Origin of the sequence: Actinokineospora auranticolor (assembly GCF_041897805.1) — a bacterium.
GTDB lineage: Bacteria > Actinomycetota > Actinomycetes > Mycobacteriales > Pseudonocardiaceae > Actinokineospora > Actinokineospora auranticolor.
Window position 1 is genome coordinate 300454 of the sequence record NZ_CP154825.1, and the last position, 22455, is coordinate 322908.

A 22455-nucleotide genomic window follows, 5' to 3' on the forward strand; every position below is an offset into this window, starting at 1 on the left:
GGCGCACCTTTACACGACTCTAACGCACGGAAGCTCAACCCACCGTGACGCCGAAGAGCACTCCTACGAAGTAGGTGACCACCATCGCCAAAGTCCCCACTACGACGTTGCGGACCACGGCCCGCCGCGCGGACGCGTTCCCTAACCGCGCGCTGATAGCCCCTGTCAGCACAAGACCGACCACAACGGCCACGATGCACGCCCACACCCGCACGTCCACCGGCGGCAACGCGATGGCGACCAGCGGGATGAGCGCCCCGACCGCGAAGGACACGAACGACGCCCACGCCGCCTGCCACGGGCTGGTCAGGTTGTCCGGGTCGATCCCCAGCTCCGCGTCGGCGTGCGCGTGCAGGGCGTCCTTCTCGGTCAGCTCCCGGGCCACCCGCGCGGCCAGCTCGGGGGACAGGCCCTTCTCCTCGTAGATCTCCGCCAGCTCGCGCTCCTCGGCCTCGGGCATCTCCCGCAGCTCGCGCTCCTCGAGCCGCAGCGCGGCCCGCTCGGTGTCGCGTTGCGTGCTGACCGACACGTACTCACCGCCCGCCATCGACAGCGCGCCCGCGACCAGACCGGCCACCCCGGCCGCCAGGATCGCCGTGCGGTCGGCCGTCGCGCCCGCGACACCGACCACCAGGCCCGCGGTGGAGATGATCCCGTCGTTCGCGCCGAGCACGCCCGCGCGCAGCCAGTTCAGCCGGTTGGCCAATCCATTGTGGTGCGGCTCACCCTCGTGGGTGGCGCCCTCCGGTGTCACTGCGGCGTCGCGTTCGGTGCTCACCGGGGCATTCTCCGCCGTGATCGGGGATCCGACCACCACCACCGGGAGTTGTGCAGCAGGATTGCGGCGTGAACGACTCCAGTGGACCGGGTAAGCCGATGGGCACGTTGCGGGCGATCGGGATGATGTTCCGGGTGCCGAGGCGCGGGCGCGGCTTCTGGTTCAGCCTCGCCATCGATCTGATCTGGCCGCTCATGGCGCTGGCCACCCGCCTGCGCTTCCGCGGTCGGGACAAGCTGCCCAAAACCGGCGGCTTGCTGCTGGCGTCGAACCACCTGTCGTTCGCCGACCCGGTCACGGTCACCGCGTTCGCCCTGTCGGCGGGCCGGATCCCCCGGTACCTGGCCAAGGCGAGCCTGTGGAAGGTGCCGGTCATCGGCAAGGTGGTCGCGGGTGGCGGTCACATCCCGGTGGAGCGCAACACCTCCCGCGCGCGGGACGCGTTCACCGGCGCGGTTGAGGCTGTCCAGCGCGGTGAGTGCGTGATGTTCTTCCCGGAGGCGGGCTTCTCCGACGACGTCGACCACTGGCCGTCGCAGCGGGTCAAGAACGGTGTCGCGCGCGTGGCGCTGGAAACCGGCGCACCGGTGATCCCGGTGGTCAACTGGGGTACGCACGCGTTGTTGCCCGCGACCGCGAAGTTCCCGAAGCTGTTCCCGCGCAAGACGGTCGACATCATCGCGGGGGACCCGGTGGACCTGTCCGACATCGAGGGCACCGACCGCGCGGCGATGGACCAGGCGACCAAGCGCATCATGCACGCCATCACCGAGCTGCTGGCGGAGCTGCGCGGCGAAGAGCCCCCCGTCCGCTAGGACGAGGGGCTCCTCACAAGACCGGTACTTCGTTAATCCTCGCTACTGGTGGAGCTCTTGAGGCCGCTGCTGATCAGCTCCATGACCGCGGAGTCGGCGAGGGTGGTGGTGTCGCCGATGTCGCGGTTCTCGGCGACGTCGCGCAGCAGCCGCCGCATGATCTTGCCGCTGCGGGTCTTGGGCAGCTCGTTGACGATCAGGATCTGCCGGGGCTTCGCGATCGGGCCGATCTCGCTGGCCACGTGGTCGCGCAGCGTCTTCACGGTGTCCGGCGACGGCGCCGCCGAGCCGCGCAGGATGACGAAGGCCACGATGCCCTGGCCGGTGGTCGCGTCGGTGGCGCCGACGACCGCGGCCTCGGCCACCGTCGGGTGCGACACCAGCGCCGACTCCACCTCGGTGGTGGAGATCCGGTGGCCGGAGACGTTCATCACGTCGTCGACCCGGCCCAGCAGCCAGATGTCGCCGTCGTTGTCGTACTTGGCGCCGTCACCGGCGAAGTAGAAGCCCTCCTCGGCGAAGCGCGACCAGTAGGTGTCGCGGTAGCGCTCCTCGTCGCCCCAGATGCCGCGCAGCATCGACGGCCACGGCTCGTCGAGCACCAGGTAGCCGCCACCGCCGTGCGGGACCTCGACGGCCTTGTCGTCGACGACCTTGGCCGAGATGCCCGGCAGCGGGCGCTGCGCCGAGCCCGGCTTGGTGTGCGTCACACCGGGCAGCGGGCTGATCATGATGGCGCCGGTCTCGGTCTGCCACCAGGTGTCCACGATCGGCGTGCGGTTCGCGCCGACGTTCTCCCGGTACCAGATCCACGCCTCGGGGTTGATCGGCTCGCCGACGCTGCCCAGCACGCGCAGGCTCGACAGGTCGTAGCGGGCCGGGATGTCCGCGCCCCACTTCATGAACGTGCGGATCAGCGTGGGCGCGGTGTAGTAGATCGAGACCCCGTGCTCCTGGATGATCTCCCAGTGGCGGCCCTCGTGCGGGGTGTTCGGGGTGCCCTCGTAGACCACCTGCGTCGCGGCGTTGGACAGCGGGCCGTAGACGATGTAGGTGTGGCCGGTGATCCAGCCGATGTCGGCGGTGCACCAGTAGACGTCGGTCTCCGGCTTGAGGTCGAAGACGGCGTGGTGGGTGTAAGAGGCCTGGGTGAGGTACCCGCCGGAGGTGTGCAGGATGCCCTTCGGGTTACCCGTGGTGCCGCTGGTGTACAGGATGAACAGCGGGTGCTCGGCGTCGAACGCCTGCGCCTCGTGCGTGTCCGCCTGGCGGTCCACCAGGTCGTGCCACCAGATGTCGCGGCCCTCGGTCCAGCCGACCTCGCCGCCGGTGCGGCGCACCACCAGCACGTGCTCGATGGACGGGGTGTGCGCGGTGGCCTCGTCGGTGTTGTCCTTCATCGGGGCGGGCGCGCCGCGCCGGTACTGCCCGTCGGAGGTGATCAGCAGCCGGGCCTGCGCGTCGTCGATGCGCGAGCGCAGCGCGGTGGAGGAGAAGCCGCCGAAGACGACGCTGTGCACCAGGCCAAGGCGGGCGCAGGCCAGCATGGAGAAGATGGCCTCGGGGATCATCGGCATCTGGATGGCGACGCGGTCGCCCGCGTTCAGCCCCAGCTCGGTGAGCGCGTTGGCGGTCTTGGACACCTCGCGGTGCAGGTCGGCGTAGGTGATGGTGCGGCCGTCACCCGGCTCGCCGACCCAGTGGATGGCCACGCGGTCGCCCAGGCCCGCCTCGACGTGCCGGTCGACGCAGTTGACCGCGACGTTCAGCTTGCCGCCGACGAACCACTTGGCGAAGGGCGCGTTGTCCCAGTCCAGCACCTGCGACCACTTGGTGTCCCAGGTGAGCCGCTCGGCCTGCTCGGCCCAGAACCCCTCGCGGTCCCGCGCAGCCTGCTCGTACGCCGCCGCCCCCACGTTCGCCGCGCCGCTGAACTCGTCGGACGGGGCGAACACCCTGCTCTCCGTCGACAGGTTGTCCAGCGTCGGACTCTGACCGGACTGCTCGGTCATGGAACTGACCTCCTCGGGTGAATACCGGCTTCTCCGGCGGGCGCGGCCGGGTGTCGAGTGGAATCTAGTGCGCGCGGGTCGCGCATGACAGTCCGACACCGCATAGGTATAGACCAGTAACGCCCCGGTTCGGGCTCCGCCGATCGGGCGGAGTCTGCTCCGTTCGGCTGTCCCCGGCCGATTTCGCGGAAAGTGGTCTTGCGGAGACGTACCGTGGTCTACGGGGCCCGGCAAGGTGAAAACCGGTGCGCCAGAGTACTTCCTCCACTGGCCGCACCGCACCGATCCGGGGTCGGACTGTGCTGTCCGACATAGTCGGGGGAGGTGCTGTTGATGTGCGCGGGCTAGCCGTCGCTCGTCGGATCAGGGCGCTCGACCTGCGTGGTCACACCACCGCGGCGGGCTTCCTCTGGATAATCGCCGCCGAGGTCGCCGTCTGCGCGTGGGTGGTTGTAAGCACGTTGGCCGCGGGGCCGGTCGACGGGTACTCGTTGTGGGTCCTGGGGCTGTTGACCGCGTGCGCCGTCGCGCACATAGAGGCCACCCGCACTGCGGAGATGCGCCGCTGGGCCGCTCCCGTCACCGGTGAGCACATTGACCACGCGGGGGTGTGGACCTTCGCGGGCGCGTTGTTGCTGCCGGTTCCTGTAGTGGTCGTCCTGGTGTTGGCGATCCGGTTGCGGCGGTACTTCATCATAAGGAAACCACTCGGTCGCTATGTGTTCACGACCTGCGCCGTCACCTCGTCCGTCCTGGCCGCGCACGCCGTGGCGACTGTGTCCGGGGTGCACGACTGGGTTCGAGGCGCGCCGATCCCACCGGAGCGGGTGGCGTCGGCGGCACTCATGGTCACCGCCGCGTTCGCGCTCTACTACGTCGCGCAGACGGTCGTTATCGGTGTCGCGCGCGGTCTGCGCACCGGTTGGTCGTTGGTGGGCATGCTGGGCGATCGGCGACAGAACTTCGACCTGGTCGTCACGCTCTGCCTGGGCTTGGTCGGCGCGTGGGGTGCCGGTGTCGCCAATGGGGCGCTTCTTGTGGGCGTGCTGGTCGTAGTAGTGGCGTACACCCGGCACACGCAGCGGATCGAGCTCCTGGAGCAGGAGCGCGACCGGTTGGAGGTCGACGCGCTGCACGACCCCCTGACCGGCCTGGCCAACCAGCGCGGGTTCAACCGCGCCGCGGCGCTCGCGCTGCTGGCCGACCACGCCAGGCAGCGGCGGACCGCGGTGCTGATGTTCGACCTCGACCGGTTCAAGCAGGTCAACTCGCGGCTGGGGCACCTCGGCGCGAACGAGGTGCTGAAGGGCTTGGCGGCGGTGCTGCGCGACTCCGTGGGGTCCGACGACCTCGTGTGCCGGTGGGGCGGTGAGGAGTTCTCGGTCGTGGTGCCGAGCACGACCCGCTCCGACGCGTGGGCCGTCGCCGAGCTCGTCCGCGCGTCCGTGGAGTCGATGATGGTGCGGCTGACCAAGGCGGGTCGCGCCGAGTGGGTCGGCGGCTTCACCATCTCCGGGGGGATCGCGTTCTCCCCGGAGCACGGCGCGGACCTGGCCACCCTGCAGGAGTGCGCCGACCAGGCGCTGGCCGAGGCCAAGGAGGGCGGTCGGAATCAGGTCCGGGTCTGCCCGGCGCTGCCCGCGCGGATCCTCGACACGCCGCTGTGAGGCGCCGGTAGTGTCCGGCGGCGTGACAGATCCGCTGGCCCCGCTGCTCGACCTGCCCGGCATCACCGATGCCGTGGCCGCCGCCCGCGACGCGGTCGCCGACGTCCACCGCCACCCGACCAACCGCCGGGGTTGGCCCGCGACGGCCGCGGAGGCGTCCGTGCGCGCTGCCCGCGCGTCGGCTGTCTTGGACGGTGGCGATCCGGAGATCCCGGAGGAGGGGGAGGTCCGCGACCCTGTCTTGGCGGGTGCGCTGCGGGTCGCCGAGGCACTGGGCCCGTTGCTGCCGACGTGGGAACGAGCCCCCATGCAGGCCCTCGCCAAGCTGCACGTACTCGCCGCCGCCGACCTGACCGACGAGGAGTCCCTGGGCCGTCCCCGCGCGGGCTTGGGCGTGACGAGCAGGCTCGACTTGCTCGCGGGCCTGGTCGCGGGCGGTACGAAGGTGCCGGGCCCGGTCTTGGCCGCCATTGTCCACGGCGAGCTGCTGGCGTTGACACCCTTCGGCACCGCCGACGGCGTAGTAGCCCGAGCGGCGGCCCGACTGACCCTCATCGGCACCGGCCTGGATCCCAAGGGCCTCGCCGTACCGGAGGTCGCCTTCATGCGCCGACGCGACCACTACGGCGCGTTGGCGGACGGCTTCACCACCGGAGACCCGGACGCCATCGCCGCCTGGATCGTCTTCTGCTGCGAGGCAGTCCAGGCAGGTGCCCGCGAGGCCACGAGCATCGCCGACGCCGCTACCGGCTGACGAATTCCTGCCAATTTCGCATAACTCCTCGCTGGCGCGGAGTTATGGCAGCTCTGACTGCCTCAACCCGATTGGCCGATTCCTATCTCGGACCGCTTTTGGTGAGATAGGAACTAACCGATAGCAGTCCTCGTCAATGGGTAAGAGGGGTTCATGAGCAGCAGTATTCGTCGGTTCGCGCTAGTGGTCGCGAGCCTGGGCGCGATGGTGGCCGTGACCGTGGTCAGCGTGCCCGCGCAGGCGTCCGAAGGTGGTCCGCTCTGCCACGTCGACCGCAACACCTGGGTGTTCGACTCGCCCGGCGGGAAGCACGTTTACACCATTGACGCGGGTGGCGGTTTCCGGCTGCACGAGGTGCGTGGTGACGGCTACGCCTTGGGCCACGGGAATGGTCACAGCGACGGATACATCGTCAACGACGGCCGCATCCAGGGGTGCCACTATTAGTTCGCCGCGGCCACTCCCCGGGGACGGATCCGTCCCCGGGGAGTTTCGCTATTGATCGCGTTTTCCGCTCACCCGGATCAGAGCACGGGCGCGGCGAGGAGGCCGAGTGCGCGGCGGACGTGGCCGCTGGCCTCGGCCAGCGCGCGGGCCGCGTCGCGGATGTCCACGCCGGAGAGCAGGTGGACCATGGCCACCTTGAGGTCGCCGTGGGCCGCCATCAGGGCCGCGGTGCACTCCTGGGGGCCCGATCCGGTGGCCTCCCGCAGGATGCGCAGGCTGCGACCGCGCAACTTGGCGTTGGAGGCCCGCATGCTGACCATCAGGTTCGAGTAGGTGCGCCCCATCTTCACCATGACCGCGGTGGAGAACGAGGTCAGCAGGATCTTCTGCGCCGTCCCCGCCTTCATCCTGGTCGACCCCGAGATCGCCTCCGGACCGGTGTCCACGGCGATCATCAGGTCCACCCCGGGGACGATGGAGTCCGGGTTGTTCGACACCAGCGCCGTAGTGGCGCCGATCTCGCGCGCCGCGGCCAACGCCCCCAACACGTAGGGGGTGCGCCCGGACGCGGTCAGGCCCAGCACGAAGTCGCCGGGTCGGACGTCGCGCCGCATCTCGGCGGCGCCCGCCAACTCGTCGTCCTCGGCGCCCTCCGCGGTGACCCGCAGCGCGGCCGTGCCGCCCGCGTGGTGCACCTGGAACCAGTCGTCGGGGACGTTGTAGGTGGGGGCGAGCTCGGCGGCGTCGAGCGTGGCGAGCCTGCCCGAGGTGCCCGCGCCCACGTAGTGCACGCGGTGACCGGTGCGCAGCGCTTCCGTGGCCTTGTCCACCGCGCGGCCCAGCTGGGGCAGCGCGGCGGCGACGGCGGCGGGCACCAGCTGGTCCTCGGAGTTGATCGTCCGCAGGATCTGCAGCGTCGACATCCGGTCGATCTCCGTGGTGCGCGGGTTCCGCCACTCGGTTGGGGATTCGACGTGGATCGACTGGCGTGGCACGGTCATCTCAGGTCCCCCTTCCCGGCGCGGCGGAACCGCGCACCACGGGTCACTTCCCGGTCTCTCTCGGCTTGCGCCTGCCGTCGTGCCTGGTCTCCAGCCGGTGCGGGCCGACCGCGTCCCGGGTGGAGTCCAGCGCCTTGATCGACTGGTCGAGGTGGTGCTGGGCGACGCCGATGAACAGGCAGTCGACGACGGTGAGCTGCGCGATGCGGCTCGCCGTGGCGCCCGAGCGGAACGTGGTCTCCCTGGCCGCGGTGGTCAGCACCAGGTCGGCGACCTCGGCGATCGGGGAGGTCGGGTAGTTCGTGAGCGCGACCGTGGTCGCGCCGTGCTCCCGAGCCGTCCGCAGCGCCTCGACGGTGTCCGCCGTGGCGCCGGTGTGCGAGATGGCAACCGCGACGTCACCCGGACCGAGTACCGCCGCGGAGGTCAGCATGATGTGCGTGTCGTTCCACGCGAAGCTGACCCGACCGATGCGGTGCAGCTTCTGCTGCAGGTCGGCGGCGACGAAGGCGCTGGCGCCCACACCGTAGACGTCCACCCGACCCGCGGTCGCCAAGGCCTCGACGACCTTGGCGAGCACGTCGATGTCGAGTTGCTCGGAGGTCTCCTCGACGGCGCGGGCGTCGGCGAAGGTGACCTTGCCGACGACCGTCTTGAGGTCGTCGTCCGGTGCGATCTCACCGCCCAGGTCGCGGTCGGCTCGCGCCGCCGTGCGGGCCGTGTCGGCCGCAAGGGCGATGCGCAGCTCGGGGTAACCCCCGACGCCGATCGCCTTGCAGAACCGGGTCACGGTCGTCTCACTCGTACCGGCGGCCTCGGCGACCTCGGTGATGCTGCGCCGCGCCACGGTGGACGGGCTGTCGAGCACGACCTTGGCGACCCGCTGCTCCGCACGGGCCAGGCCGGGCAGGAGCGAGCGAATGCGGACCAACGGGCTTGACTCGCTGTGTTCTGCTGTCATTTGACTCGCACTCACGTGGGAAACTTACTAACAGTTACGGGGTAGTACAAGGCGCTGTGTGGCACCGCGGCGGGAACGCTACCGAACCGCGTTCATCGTCGTGGTCGGCCCTGGTGGGGGCTTGACCACCGCATCGCTACGCGAACGCGGATTGTTAGCGTCTGATCGTCAATGACTTCCAAGTTCCCACCCGACCGGTCGCATCAAGTGGGGTTCTTTCTCACCGTTGAGCAGCATCCGACTACCGTCGGTCACGAGTATCCGATCCACGATTACTCCCCGGCCGGTGTAGCGACTATCCGTGAGGTAGCGCCAGCGCAGAGTGATCTTGTCGCTGACCGGCGCGATTGCGTTGACTCTCCACCAACTGCGATGGCCATAACCGGACAAAGCCGATGTTTCGCCAACCGGAGCACCCGGGCCGGTCGCACGCACGAGCACGCTCCGCCACGAGCCGTTCCTGTCGGTGGCCTCCAGCCGCAACTCGTCGCCGGGGCCCGCGTCGACGAAGGCGTCGAACCCGACCCGCAGCGCGCGGGTGCCCGGGAGGGCGGGCCCGGTGAGCGTCGCCTCGGCCGAGTCGCCGAGACCGGTGGACCAGTGCCGCTCGCCCGCTGAGGGGCGGACCGCGAGGGCGCGGGACAGCCCGGTGGCCAGTTCCTGCCGGGCGGCGTTGATCGAACCCCGGTCCCGCCCCGGGTGGACCCGGTTGGTCAGCAGGATGGCGATCGAGCGCGATGCCGGGTCGAGTACCAGCGAGGTGCCCGTGAACCCGGTGTGCCCGGCGGAGTGGGGGCCGGAGAGGCCGCCCATGTACCAGGGTTGGTCGAGTTCGAACCCGAGTCCGTGCGCGTCTTCGGGGAAAGAAGTGTTGTAGTTCGTCAACATCGCCCGCACCGTGTCTTGCCGCAGAATCCGCCTTCCGGCGTAAGTGCCTCCATTGAGGATCGCCTGACCCAGCACGGCCAAGTCGTCCGCCGTGGAGAACACCCCCGCGTGCCCGGCGACCCCACCGAGTGCCCACGCGTTCTCGTCGTGCACCTGCCCGCGGACCATGCCTCGCGGTGGGGAGGCCTGGAACTCCGTCGCGGCTATCCGGTCGAGTTTGGTCGCTGGGGGGTTGTAGCCGGTATCGGTGAGGCGTAGTGGCGCGGTGATGCGTTCGGCGACAAAGTTGTCGAGCGGCTTGCCGCTCAGCCGTTCGACCAACACGCCCAGGGTGATCAGGTTCAGGTCGGAGTACGTAAAGGACACACCCGGGGGCGTGGCGGGCGCGCGGTCCATGACCGCCTTGATCCGGGACGCGCGGTCCGGCCAGTCGCGCCAGAGCGGGATGGTCGGTTCGAGGCCGGAGGTGTGTGTGAGCAACTGCTGGACGGTGATGGATTCCTTGCCGTTGACGCCGAACTCCGGCAGGTAGACCGACACGCGCTCGCCGACCCGCACGCGACCGTCGTCCACCAGGCACATGACCGCTACCGAGGTGAAGAGCTTGCTCATCGAGGCGACGTCGAAGATGGTGTCCCGGCGCATGGGTACCTGGCGGTCGGCCGGTAACTCCGCCTGCGCGTCGGCGTACTTAACCGCGTGCCCTACGGCCGTCCGGTCGACGATGACGCCGTTGTGCGCCAAGAGCGTGACCGCGCCCGGGTAGAGCGGTGAGCCGCCCCGCGTCCACTCGGCTATCGCGGTGTCGGCCTCGCGGATCGGCGCCGGGTCCAGCCCCACCGACGCCGGAGGGCCGTCGCGCAGCACGGTGCTCGGCGCGGCGAACCCCATCTCGGGGCGGTCGAACCTCCCCGGCGGGTTCGGCGTCGCGCTCGTCACCGTGCCGCCTGCGAGTAGACCCACGGCGACCAGCGCCACCCCGGTCCGGACCTTCCCGGCCATCGCTCCCCCTCACCGATACCGCAGATACGGTGCCCGCCTCTCGTGGAACGCCGCCAGTTCCGCCTGCCACGCCCCGACCACCTCCAGGATGCCCGCACCCGCGTCGACCATGTGGCGGAGCCGGTCGGAACCTGAAAGTTTGTCCACGTAGTTGTCGGGTCGCCAGGCGAATACCTCCGGATAGAGCAGTCGGGCGGAGACGAGCATCGTTACCGCCGTCGTGATCGCGTCGTAGTCGGCGGCGCCGGTCAGGTGGACCTGGACACCGCCGCACGCCACGCCGGTGAACTTGCCGAACGTCGGTTGGAAGTAGTGCTCGCGGAAACCGACACCAGCGAGCCCGTGCCCGTTGAGCGCGTCGGCCCACCGCCAGTCCATCCCCGGTGCACCGATGATCTCGAACGGCCGGGTGGTGCCGCGCCCCTCGGAGAGGGTGGTTCCCTCGAAGAGGCCGGTGCCGGGGTAGACCAGCGCGGTCTGCGGGGTGGGCATGTTCGGGCTCGGCATGACCCAGGTGAGCCCGGTCTGCGCGAAGAGCCGGTCTCGGCGCCAGTCGCGCACCTCGACGACCTGGAGTTCGCGCAAGCGCTTGCCCGCGTCCTGGGGCAGGAACTCGGCGTCGAAGAGGGCGGCGAGTTCGCCGACGGTCATGCCGTGCTGCTGGACGATCGGCTTGAGGCCGATCGCGGACGCGTATGCCAGGTTCAGGACAGGCCCGTACGCCCTGCCGCCGACCGGGTTGGGCCTGTCCAGCACCAGGAAGGCCGCGCCGGCGAGCACCGCCGCGTGCATGGCGGTGTACATGGTCCAGATGTAGGTGTAGAACCGCGCGCCGACGTCGGCGATGTCGAACACCACCAGGTCGACGCCCGCCTTGGCGAACTGCGCGGCGACCTGGGCGGCCGTCTTGCCGTAGGTGTCGTAGACCGGCAGGTCGGTACGGGGGTCGCGGTAGTCGCCCTCCGAGCCGCCCGCCTGCGCGGTACCCCGGAAACCGTGCTCGGGGCCGAACACCGCCACCGGCCGGACCCCGGCGGCGACCATCGAGTCGACGACGTGCGTGCCGTCCCGGGTGATGCCGGTCGGGTTCGAGACGACCCCGACGCGGTGCCCCGCGAGGCGGCGCCAGTGCTGCTCAGCGAGCACGTCCGCGCCCGGGGTGACCCGGCTCGGCCGGGGTTGCCCAAGGGTCTCGGCCAGCGCGGTCGGCTGGGCCGGGGTGGCCGCGACCAGGGTCGAGCCGGTCGCGGCGACCCCCACCGACGCGGTCAGGAACCGCCGTCTGTCCATGCGCCCCTACCAGGTCAGCCCGTGCCCGAACGGAAAGCGGACGCTCGTCGGGTCGGTGCTCGACGGCACGTCCACGGGGAGTCTTCCGAGCGGCGGTACCTCGCCGAAGAGCACCTTGACCAGCGATTCCAGCGACACACCGCGCCACGAGTAGGTCGCCACCCAGGTGGGGGCGTCGAGGAAACCGGCGTCGTAGGGGACCTGGGCGGCCACGGCGACGACCGGCTTGCCCGTGCCGAGCAGGGCGGCCAAGAGGTTGCGCTGGGGTTCGTAGGTGGAGAGGTTGTTCGTCAGCACCACTACGAGGTCGGACTCGTGGGCCGTGGCCACGGCCTGGGCGATCGCGGACTCCGCCGGGCGCGTGCCGGTCGGCAGTGACGTCGTAGTAGAGCCCCGGGCGGCGATGGCCGCGGCGACGGTGTTGGGGGAGTTGTTCGGGTTGCCCGGGTCGCCCACACCGGTCACCAGGACCTTGCCGGGGGCGGACAGGGGCAGCGTGTCGGTCGCGTTCCGCAACACCGTCACGGTTCGGTCGGTCAGCCGCTGGATCGTGGCGCGGTTCGCCGCCGACCCGACCACCCGGTCGACCTGGCGCTCCTCGACGAACGGGCGGCTGATGACCCCGCGCTTCCATTTCAGCGCCAAGACCCGACGCACGCTTTCGTCTATCCGCCGCTCGGTGAGCCTGCCGCTGCGCACAGCGCTCACTACGGCGTTTTTGGCCAGGTTGAGGTCCGGTGGCATCAGCAACTGGTCGGCCCCGGCCGACAAGGCGAGCACGGGTACCTCGGCGTCGCCGAACATCTCCCGCACACCCTGCATGTTGAGCGCGTCGGTCACGACCACGCCCTGATAACCCAGCTCCTCCCGGAGCAGGCCCGTCAGGATGGGGCGCGACAGCGTGGCGGGCACCCCGGACGGGTCGAGGGCGGGGACCTGGATGTGCGCGGTCATGATCGAGTCGACCCCGGCCGCGATGGCCGCGCGGAAGGGCGGCAGGTCGGTCCGCCGCCACGCCTCGGCCGTGCGGGTGATCACCGGCAGGCCGGTGTGGCTGTCGGTCGCCGCGTCGCCGTGGCCGGGGAAGTGCTTCGCCGCGGCGGACACGGTCTCGGTCGGTCTGCCGGAGCCCTGGTAGCCCCGGACCTCCGCCGACACCAGCTCACCGGCCAGCTGCGGGTCAGCGGAGAAGGACCGCACCCCGATGACCGGGTTGAGCGGGTTGGAGTTCACGTCCGCCACGGGGGCGAAGTTCTGGGTGACCCCCATCGCGCGCAGCTCGGCACCGTTGACCGCGGCCAGCGTCCGCGCGTCGGCCGCGTTGCGGCTCGCGCCGACGGCCATGGCGCCGGGGTACTCGGTGGCGGGTGCGGGGATCCGGGTGACGTTGCCGCCCTCTTGGTCGATGGACACGACCAGCGGCAGGCGCGGCCCCTTGGCGAGGGCGGCTCGTTGCAGACCGTTGGAGAACGCCGCCAGCTGCCGGGGGCTGTCGACGTTGTCGGTGGAGGCGTTGTTGAAGTAGATGACCCCGCCGACCTGGTAGCGCTGCACCACCTGGGCGGGCGTGTCGACGCCGTAGTGGGCGCGGTTCTCCGGGTGCGCCTCGTCGGCGGACTTCCCCCAAACCGTTGCCACGAAGAGTTGGCCGACCTTCTGCTCCAACGGCATGTGGCGTAAGAGGCTGTCGGCCCAGGAGTTCATCGCTATATCGGAGCTTGTGGACATCGAGGGTCCATCTTGCCCGGGTGCCGCCGCGGCCGGTGCGGCGGTGACGGCCGTGGCGGCCACCGCGGCGGTCGCCCACCGCCGGGCGCGGTGTCGGGGGATCGGGACTGCGGGCACGGGGCCTCCGTCGACTCGTGAGGTCTTCACCGAAAGTCGAACATCAGACGGAAGTTACCCACTGGCGCGAAAGCGCGTCAACACGTGGAACAGTCGGGGAAATCGCGGCGAGAAGGGCCCGGAAAACGGATTAGGCGGTCCCGCTCTGCAGGCGGGACCGCCCAAACCGGCGGCGCGAACCACTCGGTTTACCAAGCGTGCAACTCAAGTCGTACCTACCTGGACTCGGCGTCCGGCGTCCCGGTACGCAGTCCCTTGACGACATGCCTCCCGCGGCGCGCTGCGCGTGGGTGCTCCGGTGTCCGCGCACGGAGCCCGCTCGGGGTGGATCGGAGCTTCTCTTCGCTCTGTCCCTGGCCGACTCGGGGTCCGCACTTATGTTTCTACCCAGTGAGGAAGGTCACTTCAAGGGCACTTTCGTGTGCACCGGTCAAGGTATGTCGAAACGTCGACCTCGACGGTCGGTACGCGTACGCTGCCCTCGCCACCCGGCCCGGCAACCGTTGCGATCAGGGGGATTTCGTCACTTCTTCCGGCGCCGGTGCAGCCCGTACCATGCGGCCGCGCCCGCCGTGGCCACCGCGCCGATGCCGATCGCGGTGACCGCGACCGCCGTGCCGGACGGCGCGTGGAAGCGCGACCGCAGCGACACGGGCCTGGTGAAGGTGAGCACCGGCCACTCCCGCTCGACGGCCACCTTGCGCAGGCCGCGGTCGGGGTTCACCACCGACGGCTTGCCGACCGCCTCCAGCATCGGCAGGTCCGTGCTGGAGTCCGAATAGGCGTGGCTGGCGGCCAGGTCGTAGCCGTGCGCCGCGGCCAGCTCGCGGATCGCGGTGGCCTTGTTCGGGCCGTAGCAGTAGAAGTCGATCTCGCCGGTGTAGCGGCCGTCCACCGCCACCATGCGGGTGCCGACGCTGTGCGTGGCGCCGATCATCGCGCCGATCTGGGTGACGATCTCCGCGCCGGAGGCCGAGACCACGACCACGTCGTGCCCGTCGGCCTTGTGCCGGGCCACCAGTTCCGCGGCCTCGGCGTAGACCAGCGGGTCGACGATGTCGTGCAGGGTCTCCTCGACGATCGACCGCACCTGCTCGACGTCCCAGCCCTCGCACAGCGCGGTCAGGTGCGCGCGCATCCGCTCGACCTGGTCGGCGTCCGCGCCGGAGGAGGCGAAGACGAACTGGGCGTACGCGCTCTTGAGCACACCCCGCCGGTTGATCAGCCCGCCCTGGAAGAAGGGCCTGCTGAAGGCCAGTGCGCTCGACTTGGCGATGACCGTCTTGTCGAGGTCGAAGAACGCCGCGACCCGCCCGGGCGCGGCCTGGTCGGGCTCGCTCACGCGGCCCAGCATAGGAGCGGGTGGCCGGGTGCGGCGGTCCGCGGTGGACGAACGGCCCTGCCAGCGGCGCCGAAGCCGGATTTCCCACCCGCGCGGCGCCCGGGTGCGGGGAGAACTCGGGCGGGTGTCTTCTCCCGTATGTAGCCAAGGGACCCCCGCGAGGGGATACAGTATGCCTACCTGGCCTCGAGCCAGGCCGGTTCAGTCCGACCCCCCGGGGCTGAACCCTTCGACGACCCCCGCCCCTCCCCCCTGGCGGGGGTCGTCCCATGTCCGGACAGGGCACCCCCCCTCCAGCCTGCCGCATGGCACCGACAGTTCGCGGTCGGCACCACCAAAGAACCCTCTGAGTTATCCACATGCGGCTCAGCCATCCACAGGTTGACCAGCGCTCTTTCACCGCTCCGGGTTTTCCCCAGATTCTGGTCACAACTTCCGGGAACAACCCACCAGGAGCGATCGAGATGCCCGAAACCACCCCGCCGCGGCGACCCGCCGTGTGCGTGCACGACGAAACCCTGCTCGACGAGGTGCTGCGGTTGGCCGCCGCCGCGGGCGCCGAACCCACCCGCGCGGCCGACCCGGTCGACCTCCGCGCCCGCTGGCGCGAGGCACCGCTGGTCGTGCTCGACGAACCCGCGGCTGCGGCGTGCGTGGCCGCCGCGTTGCCGCGCCGGGCCGAGGTGGTGGTCGTGGCCAGCGGTTCCCCGCCGCCGGAACTGTCCGCGGCCGCGGCGCTGTTGGGCGCGGAACGGCTGTTCTCCCTTCCGGCGGACGAGAACGCGCTCATCAGCGCGCTCGCCGACGCGGCCGAGGCACCGGCGAGCGCGGTGGGGCGAGTGCTGGCCGTCATAGGAGGTCGGGGCGGTGCGGGCGCGTCGGTGTTCGCGGCCGCGGTGGCACTGGCGGCCGTCGACGCCGGGGACAACGCCATGCTCGTCGACTGCGACCCGATGGCGGGCGGCATCGATCTGGTGCTGGGCGCGGAGGAGCAGCCGGGACTGCGGTGGCCCGATCTCCGCCTGAAAGCGGGGCGGGTACCGGTGTCCAGCCTGCACAGTTCCCTGCCCGGGCGAACCAAGGGCGGAGCCCGGCTGACCCTGCTTTCCGGTGCCAGGGAAGGCGACGGGCCCGCCCCGGACGCGGTGGCGGCCATCGTCGAGGCGGGCCGCCGCGCAGGCGAAACCGTCATCTGCGACGTGCCGAGAACCCCGGGCCCGTCGGCCCGCGCCGCCCTGGACCGCGCGGACCTGACGGTGGTGATCACCCCGGCCGAGGTCCGCGCCACCGCCGCCGCCAAGCGCGTCGCGGCTTACCTGGCAGCACAGGGAGTTCCGGCGGCTTTGGTGGTGCGCAACCCAACCCCGACCCGACTGTCACCAACGGACATCGCCGCCGTAGTGGGCCTACCGCTGCTGACCACATACCGCCATGACCCATCACTGCCGAACACGCTGGACCAAGGCACCCTCCGCCTCCGCCCACGAACCTCCCTGGCCCGAGCCGCCACAACGGTCCTGCACGCCCTGACCGCACCGTCCACAAGGACCGGTCATGCCTGTTGACCTGGTCGACCGAGTCCGCCGCCGACTCGCCTCGGCGGGCGGGCCCACGGACGTCAGCGCCTCGGTCGTCGCGGGTGCCGTGCGTGATGAGGCCGGTGGCGTAGTGGGGCACGCGGACGTTCTGACCGCCCTGACCCTGCTACGCCAGGAATTCGTCGGCGCAGGCCCGCTCGACCCCCTGCTCCGCGACCCGACGACAACCGACATCCTCGTAACCGCCCCCGACCAGGTCTGGGTCGACAACACCGCAGGACTGCGCCGCACCACCATCCGCTTCGCCGATGAGGACACCGTCCGGCGCCTTGCCCAACGACTGGCGATGTCCGCGGGCCGCAGGCTCGACGACGCGCTGCCCTATGTGGACGGATGGCTCCCGGCCGCATCCGGTGGCCACGTCCGCCTGCACGCCGTCCTTCCCCCGATCAGCGACCACACCTGCTTGTCCCTGCGGGTCCTCCGCCCGGCCTCCCACGGCCTCGCGGACCTCCACGCCCTGGGCACCTTCCCCGAGGAGATCCACCACCTGCTGACCGCCATCGTCCACGCCCGCCTCGCCTTCCTCGTCACCGGCGGCACGGGCTCGGGCAAGACCACCCTGCTCTCCGCCCTGCTCGGCGAAGTCCCCCACCACGAACGCGTGATCGGCGTCGAGGACGTAGCCGAACTCCAACCCGCCCACCCCCAGTACATCCGCCTCACCACGCGCTCCCCGAACATCGAGGGCGCAGGCGAGGTGTCCCCGGAGACCCTCGTCCGCCAGGCCCTCCGCATGCGCCCCGACCGCATCGTCGTGGGCGAACTCCGGGGTGCCGAGGTAGCTCCCCTGCTCACCGCGCTGAACACCGGCCACGACGGCGGCGCGGGAACCGTCCACGCCAATTCCCCCACCGAACTACCCGCCCGCCTGGAAGCCCTGGGCGCGCTGGCTCAGCTGACTCCCGGCGCCCTGCACAGCCAACTCGCCGCCGCCATCCACCTCGTCCTCCACCTGCACCGCACCCCGACCCGAACCCTCACCCACATCGGTCTCCTATCCCGCACTCCCACCGGCGTTTCGGTCGTTCCCCTGTGGGCCAACGGAACCTGGACCAGTCACCGCCCCGCCTTGACCGCCCTCCTGCGCGCTCGAGGAGTAGCTCACCCGTAGCCCGCCCTCTTTCCTTTTCGCCACAACGTAAAGCCCCAATCAGCGCATCAGAACAACCGTCTATGGCAGACAACCGAAGGGAGCGTCATGGTCCCCCTGTTTTTCCTCACCCTCGCCACCCTCGCCTGGCAACCCCGCGCCGCCCGGCCCCAACAGCGACTCCGCAACCTCGCCCACCGGAAACGCCCGCCCTTCCGCCTCCCCCGCCCCACCATGCCCACCAGCACAGCCCTGGCCGCCGCCACCGGCTGGTTCCTCCTGGGCCCTGCCGGAGCCATCTCCGCTGCCCTGCTCGCTGCCATCACCTGGCACCGCCACCGAGCCAAAAACGAAATCCGGACCCGTCTGCACAACCTCGACAGCACAAGCGAAGCCATCAAAGGTTTCGTAGCCGAACTCACTGCGGGAGCCCACCCCGCCCACGCCGCCGAGCGCGCCGCCGAAGACGCGACCCACCCCGGCGCCCAAGTCCTGCAAACCCTCGCCACCTCACTACGCCTGGGCGCGCCCGCCACGGAAATCCCGAACGCCGGCCTGGCCCACGCTTGGCAACTGGCAAACCGCCACGGCCTGCCGCTGGCGGACGTGCTAGGACCACTGGCCGACGACCTCCAGCGCAGAGCCCGCTTCGGTCGTCAGGTCCTGGCGAAGATGGCGGGCGCACGTACCAGCGCGTCGATCCTCGCCTGCCTGCCACTGCTGGGCTTCGTCGCGGGCGAATCCGTCGGCGCCCACCCCTACGAAACCCTCGCGCATACCGCCACCGGCCAAATCCTGCTGGCCACCGGCGCCATCCTCGCCTGCGCCGGAATCCTCTGGACGAACCGGTTGACCGAGGCCGCGATCACATGAGCCTCGCCTTGACCCTTATCGCCCTGGCCATCCTGATCGCCTTCCCGCATGCCCCCGTCAGGAAACGGCTCGCGAGCATCTACGGACGTACACCTAAACGCCCGCTACGCAAATTAATCCCGCTGGTATTCGGCCTAGCACTGGGCGCACTGGTGGCGGTCGTGGCCGCGCCCCTTGCCGGAGCCCTCGTCGCGCCCCTCGCGATGTGGACTGCGGTCCGACTCCTGAAGCCAAGGCCAACACCTGTCGACCCATTCGACCTGGCCGCCACCTGGGACCTGTTAGCCGCGTGCCTGCGGTCGGGCATGCCCGTGCCGGACGCCATCCGTGCGGTGCTCGACGGGTTGCCGGACCACCCTCGTGCGGCGCTGCGGGAGGTCGCCGAGTCGCTGGCGCTCGGTGCCGACCCGGTGCGTGCCTGGAGTGCGGCACTGGACTGCCCCGACACCGCCGCCCTCGCCCGCGGCGCACGGCGGAGCGCGCGCTCGGGCGCGGCGCTGGCCGGTGTCGCCCGCACGCTGGCCACCGGCGTGCGCGACCGTGCCGACGAACTGGCCGAGGCGCGCGCCCAGCGCGTCACGGTCCTGGTCACGGCGCCGCTGGGGCTGTGCTTCCTGCCCGCCTTTCTCTGCGCGGGCGTCGCGCCCGTGCTGATCGGCCTGGTCGGCCGAACCCTGAACTGACCATCCACACCAGACACATGCATGGAGGTACATATGTTTTCCCGTGTCCGCTTCGGTGCCGACGACGGCGCCGCGACCGTCGAGCACGTCCTCTGCATCGTCGCCTTCGCGGCGCTGGCCAGCGTGCTGGTCGCCTTGTTCACCGGCCCGGTGATGGAGGGCGCCGTCCTCGACCTGATCATGAAGGCGTTGCGGTGACGGCCACCCGACCGGACCGCGGTTCGGTCACGGTCGAGGCGGCGATCGCCATCGGCGGCCTGCTCGCCGTCGTCGCGCTGTGCCTGGCCGGGTTCGGCGCGGTGGTTGATCAAATCCGTTGTGTGGACGCCGCTCGGGAGGCGGCGCGGTTGGTCGCGCGCGGTGAGGGGGAGCGCGCGCTCGGCGCGGCCGCCGACATCGCTCCTGAAGGGGCGGTCGTCACCGTGCGCACCGAAGGCGACACGGTGTCCGTATCCGTGCGGGTTGGCGCCGGGCTTTTACCCGTGCATCTGCACGGTGACGCCTATGCCGTTGTGGAACCCGGCGGTCCACCGTGACGCGTGATCGCGGGTCCGCCACGGCCTTGTTGGCCGTGGTGACGATCGGGATGGTCTCGCTCGCGGCGGTCGTGTTGGCGCTCGGTTCCGCCGTGGTCGCACGTCACCGGGCGGAAAGCGCGGCCGACCTCGGTGCGCTGGCCGCCGCGGCGCACGCCGCGGCCGGGCCGGAAGTGGCCTGCGGCCGGGCGGAACGGGTCGCGCGGCGGATGGGCGCGCGGCTGGTCGCGTGCGGGCTGGACGGTTGGGTCGCCACGGTCGAGGTCGCCGTGGATGTTGTCGTGGTGGACGGCGCCGCGTCGGGTGTGACGGGGGCCAGGGGTGTTGAGAGCACTGTGGAGGCCGCCGTTCGTCCCGCGGCGACGGTGCCGGTCATCGGCCCGGCGTTCGCCCGCGCCCGCGCCGGACCGGTCGGCGACGCGCTCGCCGACGGATCAGCGGTCGGCCCCATACGGTGAACGGCATCACAGCACCAGCGAACGGGTGACCCGGCGGAATTCCGACCACGGCGCCGCCGCTCGGCATCTGTGCAGCTAGAAGCCGCATTGGGCGGGGTGCCGCGGCGGTTTTGCCCGCTCAGCGGGCCGCTCTGGTGGGTGAGCGGTCGGGCGACGGCGACCGGTAAGCGCAGTTTGGTCGCTCAGGTCGGGCAACCGGTCGTTTACCTCGCCAGACCGACCAGTTGCCGACGCCGAGTTTCGGACGGGCCCGTTCGTGCCGTTGAGTGTTGTGTAGGGCGCCGAACCCGGTGCTCGCAGCCGCGAGGAGGCTCTGCCCGAGATGTTGGGAAGCGACAGGTCGGACAACTGGCGGAGAGCGTTCCGCGTCGAACTCCGGGCCGAGGCCATCGGCTTGGCGTTCCGCGGTTGGCCGGTGCTGCCAGGCACCTACCCGGTGGGTGGCCACTGGGCGGGCCGTGACGGTGTCGAGGACACCGGACCGGTCCCGGTGCACGCCGACTGGCGCGACCGCGTCGGCACTCGGGCGGAGCAGGTGGCGACCTGGTGGACCGGTCACCCCTACACCCTCCTGCTGGCGACCGGCGCGGGCTACGACGCGATCGAGGTCGGCGACGACCTGGGTCGCGGTGCCGCGCGTGTGCTGCGGTCGGTCGGGCTGCCCGTGCCGATCATCGCCACGCCGGAGCACCGGTGGTTCTTCCTCACCCGCTCCGGTGACGAGCTCGTCGCCGACTTGGCCGCCAACGCCGACGTGGTCCACCACGGCGAGGGTGGCTGGATTTCCCTGCCGCCCAGCCCGTTCCAGCACGGAGTGGTGCACTGGCGCGTCAAGCCCGAGGTGTGCGGCTGGCAGATCCCGTCCTCGCGGGTCGTCCAGGACGCTCTCCTCGACGCCATCCAGGAGTCGGCGGGTGCGCGCACCCGGCAGCTCGTGGCCGGCTGAGCGAGCAAGACCGAACTGACCCGACTACCGACCACAGTGGTTGTCCGCGTCACCTCCGCCCGGTGCGCGGTCAACCGCAACAGCCTGTTCAGCGGCGCCGACACGACCTCCCGCCCGTGTTCGTGTCGCCCGTCGGACAGGCGCCTGCCGAGTAACCCGCTGGAGATTCCGCTTCTCCCGCCAGATCACGGAAAGGGACCACGGCGGCCTCGCCGCCAGTCGACGTAACCCCGCCCCGGGATGACCGCCCTGCCCGGCACCTACCGCCTCCAGGTGCCACCGCACACGCAGGGTCGAGGTATTCCCCGTCGACAGTCCCACGCACACACCCGTGATCGGCGGTTGCAGAGTCGGAACCGCGAAACTCGGCGGCATGCAGCGCGCCGGGATGCGCGACCGGTCCTCGACCGGTTGCCCCCGGCGCGCTGCTGCGTTCCCAGGTTCGTTCGCCCACTCGGCGAGTTCGACTCTGGTGCCGAGTGCCCTGTTCAGTCCCGCTCCGCTGCGGCGACCTTGCCGCCATCTTCCGGAGCGGAACTCGCACTCGGTCGCCCCTTGACGTCATGTGATTGCTGATGTCGCATGATCGTTGGAGAGCCGTGCCCGTGGCGGAATCCAGCCTGATCCCTGCCGCGTTCGATCGATTGGCCCCGTGTGTCGGGTCGGGCGCGGAGTCTGTGCTCATGCCCGATCGGGTGGCCGATCTGCGGGAATATCTCGGGCGGGTGCCGGATCCGCGGGCTCGGCGGGGTGCGCGGCATCCGGTCGGGTCGTTGTTTGGCGGTGTTGTTCCATCCGTGTCGGCGTAGGGCGCTGATGGCGAGGTTGCACGGGCTGGCCATGACGCGGGGTGCGTTGCCGGTGCGGACCCGGGAGTGGTCTTCGTGGAACGTGACGTCGCGGACCCAGTGCAGGCGGTTCTCGATGTGCCAGTGGTTGCGGACGTGGGTGGCGATCCGGGCGGGGTGTGCGAGTTCGGTGGGGAGGTTGGTGAGGCCGAGGGCGGCGTGGGCGCGGTGTGTACCGGTGGTGTGGGTGATCCCGGCCAGCAGATGGACCCCGGCTCCGCCGGTGCGGGCGAACGTGCCGCGCAGCGACTTGCCGTCCACCGCGATCGCGCTCGGTGGCGGGGTGTCGACCTGCCCGGTGTCCCGGTCACCGGCTCGGTCGGGGGGTGTGCGCTGCGAGCCAGGCGCCGATCGCGGCGTGGAGCAGGTCACCGTCCACCTGCCGGGCCAGTCGCCGCACGGTGGACTCGTCCGGGACGAGATAGTGACGACGACGGTCGAATCGCGCACCCAGCGCCGCCAGTACCCACTGCGGGACATCGGCGATCCATTCCCCGATCGCGGCGAACGACCGCGCACCCGCCAACACCGCCGCCGCGGCCAACGCCAGGACTACGCCACACCGCCCGACCACTCACCCTGCTCGGAATCCCCACCTACCACCAGAAATGACTTTGC

The 22455-nt window shown here is 70.7% G+C and carries 22 protein-coding genes; 12 read left to right on the forward strand and 10 right to left on the reverse strand.

All coding sequences use genetic code 11. The annotated features are described in order from the left end of the window. Positions 1-34: 34 nt before the first annotated feature. Positions 35-778 (reverse strand): VIT family protein, encoded by a 744-nt coding sequence (locus V5P93_RS01545; protein WP_374065183.1) that lies wholly within the window; start codon positions 776-778, stop codon positions 35-37. A 98-nt stretch (positions 779-876) separates the two neighbouring features. Between V5P93_RS01545 and V5P93_RS01550 the strand changes: the two genes are divergently transcribed. Next, on the forward strand, positions 877-1593 hold the full coding sequence (locus V5P93_RS01550; RefSeq protein ID WP_104480790.1) for a 1-acyl-sn-glycerol-3-phosphate acyltransferase: 717 nt from the start codon (positions 877-879) through the stop codon (positions 1591-1593). A 32-nt stretch (positions 1594-1625) separates the two neighbouring features. Here the strand turns inward: V5P93_RS01550 and acs are convergent, their stop codons facing one another. Next, on the reverse strand, positions 1626-3605 hold the full coding sequence (acs, locus tag V5P93_RS01555; protein ID WP_104480789.1) for an acetate--CoA ligase: 1980 nt from the start codon (positions 3603-3605) through the stop codon (positions 1626-1628). Positions 3606-3940: 335 nt separating this feature from the next. Between acs and V5P93_RS01560 the strand changes: the two genes are divergently transcribed. The 3 genes from V5P93_RS01560 (at position 3941) to V5P93_RS01570 (ending at position 6473) form a co-directional block, all read left to right on the forward strand. Further along, positions 3941-5272 carry a diguanylate cyclase gene (locus V5P93_RS01560; protein WP_104480788.1) on the forward strand — a complete coding sequence of 444 codons (1332 nt, stop codon included), beginning with the start codon at positions 3941-3943 and terminating at the stop codon, positions 5270-5272. 22 nt (positions 5273-5294) lie between these two features. Further along, positions 5295-6026: an oxidoreductase gene (locus V5P93_RS01565; RefSeq protein WP_104480940.1), complete on the forward strand. Its 732-nt coding sequence runs from the start codon at positions 5295-5297 to the stop codon at positions 6024-6026. A 153-nt stretch (positions 6027-6179) separates the two neighbouring features. Further along, positions 6180-6473, forward strand: a complete 294-nt coding sequence (locus V5P93_RS01570) for a hypothetical protein (RefSeq protein WP_146108164.1) — start codon at positions 6180-6182, stop codon at positions 6471-6473. A gap of 77 nt (positions 6474-6550) precedes the next feature. Here V5P93_RS01570 and V5P93_RS01575 read toward each other — a convergent pair whose 3' ends face one another. The 6 genes from V5P93_RS01575 to V5P93_RS01600 form a co-directional block, all read right to left on the reverse strand. Then, on the reverse strand, positions 6551-7474 hold the full coding sequence (locus V5P93_RS01575; protein WP_104480786.1) for an N-acetylmuramic acid 6-phosphate etherase: 924 nt from the start codon (positions 7472-7474) through the stop codon (positions 6551-6553). A gap of 43 nt (positions 7475-7517) precedes the next feature. Continuing rightward, entirely contained in the window at positions 7518-8435 is a 918-nt protein-coding gene (locus V5P93_RS01580; RefSeq protein WP_104480785.1) for a MurR/RpiR family transcriptional regulator, read from the reverse strand. A gap of 168 nt (positions 8436-8603) precedes the next feature. Further along, the gene (locus tag V5P93_RS01585) at positions 8604-10325 is read right to left on the reverse strand and encodes a serine hydrolase (protein ID WP_104480784.1); all 1722 of its coding nucleotides are present in this window, start codon (positions 10323-10325) and stop codon (positions 8604-8606) included. A 9-nt stretch (positions 10326-10334) separates the two neighbouring features. Continuing rightward, a complete protein-coding gene (locus tag V5P93_RS01590; RefSeq protein WP_104480783.1) occupies positions 10335-11615 on the reverse strand; it encodes an exo-beta-N-acetylmuramidase NamZ domain-containing protein in 1281 nt (426 codons plus the stop codon). Between the two features lie 6 nt (positions 11616-11621). Next, positions 11622-13319, reverse strand: coding sequence for a glycoside hydrolase family 3 protein (locus tag V5P93_RS01595; RefSeq protein WP_374065188.1), 1698 nt, complete (start codon positions 13317-13319; stop codon positions 11622-11624). Between the two features lie 664 nt (positions 13320-13983). Then, the gene (locus V5P93_RS01600) at positions 13984-14814 is read right to left on the reverse strand and encodes an HAD-IB family hydrolase (protein ID WP_104480781.1); all 831 of its coding nucleotides are present in this window, start codon (positions 14812-14814) and stop codon (positions 13984-13986) included. 452 nt (positions 14815-15266) lie between these two features. Between V5P93_RS01600 and ssd the strand changes: the two genes are divergently transcribed. The 8 genes from ssd (at position 15267) to V5P93_RS01640 (ending at position 20989) form a co-directional block, all read left to right on the forward strand. Next, positions 15267-16367, forward strand: coding sequence for a septum site-determining protein Ssd (gene ssd, locus V5P93_RS01605; protein WP_104480780.1), 1101 nt, complete (start codon positions 15267-15269; stop codon positions 16365-16367). Next, positions 16357-17514, forward strand: a complete 1158-nt coding sequence (locus tag V5P93_RS01610; protein WP_104480779.1) for a TadA family conjugal transfer-associated ATPase — start codon at positions 16357-16359, stop codon at positions 17512-17514. The genes ssd and V5P93_RS01610 overlap by 11 nt, the downstream gene beginning before the upstream one ends. Before the next feature lie 213 nt (positions 17515-17727). Beyond that, positions 17728-18366: a type II secretion system F family protein gene (locus V5P93_RS01615; RefSeq protein WP_181043644.1), complete on the forward strand. Its 639-nt coding sequence runs from the start codon at positions 17728-17730 to the stop codon at positions 18364-18366. Next, on the forward strand, positions 18363-19049 hold the full coding sequence (locus V5P93_RS01620) for a type II secretion system F family protein (protein WP_245931451.1): 687 nt from the start codon (positions 18363-18365) through the stop codon (positions 19047-19049). Before V5P93_RS01615 ends, V5P93_RS01620 begins: the two co-directional genes overlap by 4 nt. Positions 19050-19082: 33 nt before the next feature. Next, positions 19083-19247 carry a DUF4244 domain-containing protein gene (locus tag V5P93_RS01625; RefSeq protein ID WP_104480777.1) on the forward strand — a complete coding sequence of 55 codons (165 nt, stop codon included), beginning with the start codon at positions 19083-19085 and terminating at the stop codon, positions 19245-19247. Then, complete coding sequence (locus tag V5P93_RS01630) at positions 19244-19585, forward strand: TadE family type IV pilus minor pilin (protein ID WP_104480776.1); 342 nt, start codon at positions 19244-19246, stop codon at positions 19583-19585. Before V5P93_RS01625 ends, V5P93_RS01630 begins: the two co-directional genes overlap by 4 nt. After that, a complete protein-coding gene (locus V5P93_RS01635) occupies positions 19582-20043 on the forward strand; it encodes an Rv3654c family TadE-like protein (RefSeq protein WP_245931449.1) in 462 nt (153 codons plus the stop codon). Before V5P93_RS01630 ends, V5P93_RS01635 begins: the two co-directional genes overlap by 4 nt. A 322-nt stretch (positions 20044-20365) precedes the next feature. Next, entirely contained in the window at positions 20366-20989 is a 624-nt protein-coding gene (locus V5P93_RS01640) for a bifunctional DNA primase/polymerase (protein ID WP_104480775.1), read from the forward strand. 488 nt (positions 20990-21477) lie between these two features. Here V5P93_RS01640 and V5P93_RS01645 read toward each other — a convergent pair whose 3' ends face one another. Together V5P93_RS01645 and V5P93_RS01650 are read right to left on the reverse strand one after the other, a co-directional pair. Then, positions 21478-22098: a transposase gene (locus V5P93_RS01645; protein WP_374065193.1), complete on the reverse strand. Its 621-nt coding sequence runs from the start codon at positions 22096-22098 to the stop codon at positions 21478-21480. Between the two features lie 46 nt (positions 22099-22144). Then, a complete protein-coding gene (locus V5P93_RS01650) occupies positions 22145-22411 on the reverse strand; it encodes a transposase family protein (RefSeq protein ID WP_245931448.1) in 267 nt (88 codons plus the stop codon). Positions 22412-22455 lie beyond the last annotated feature (44 nt).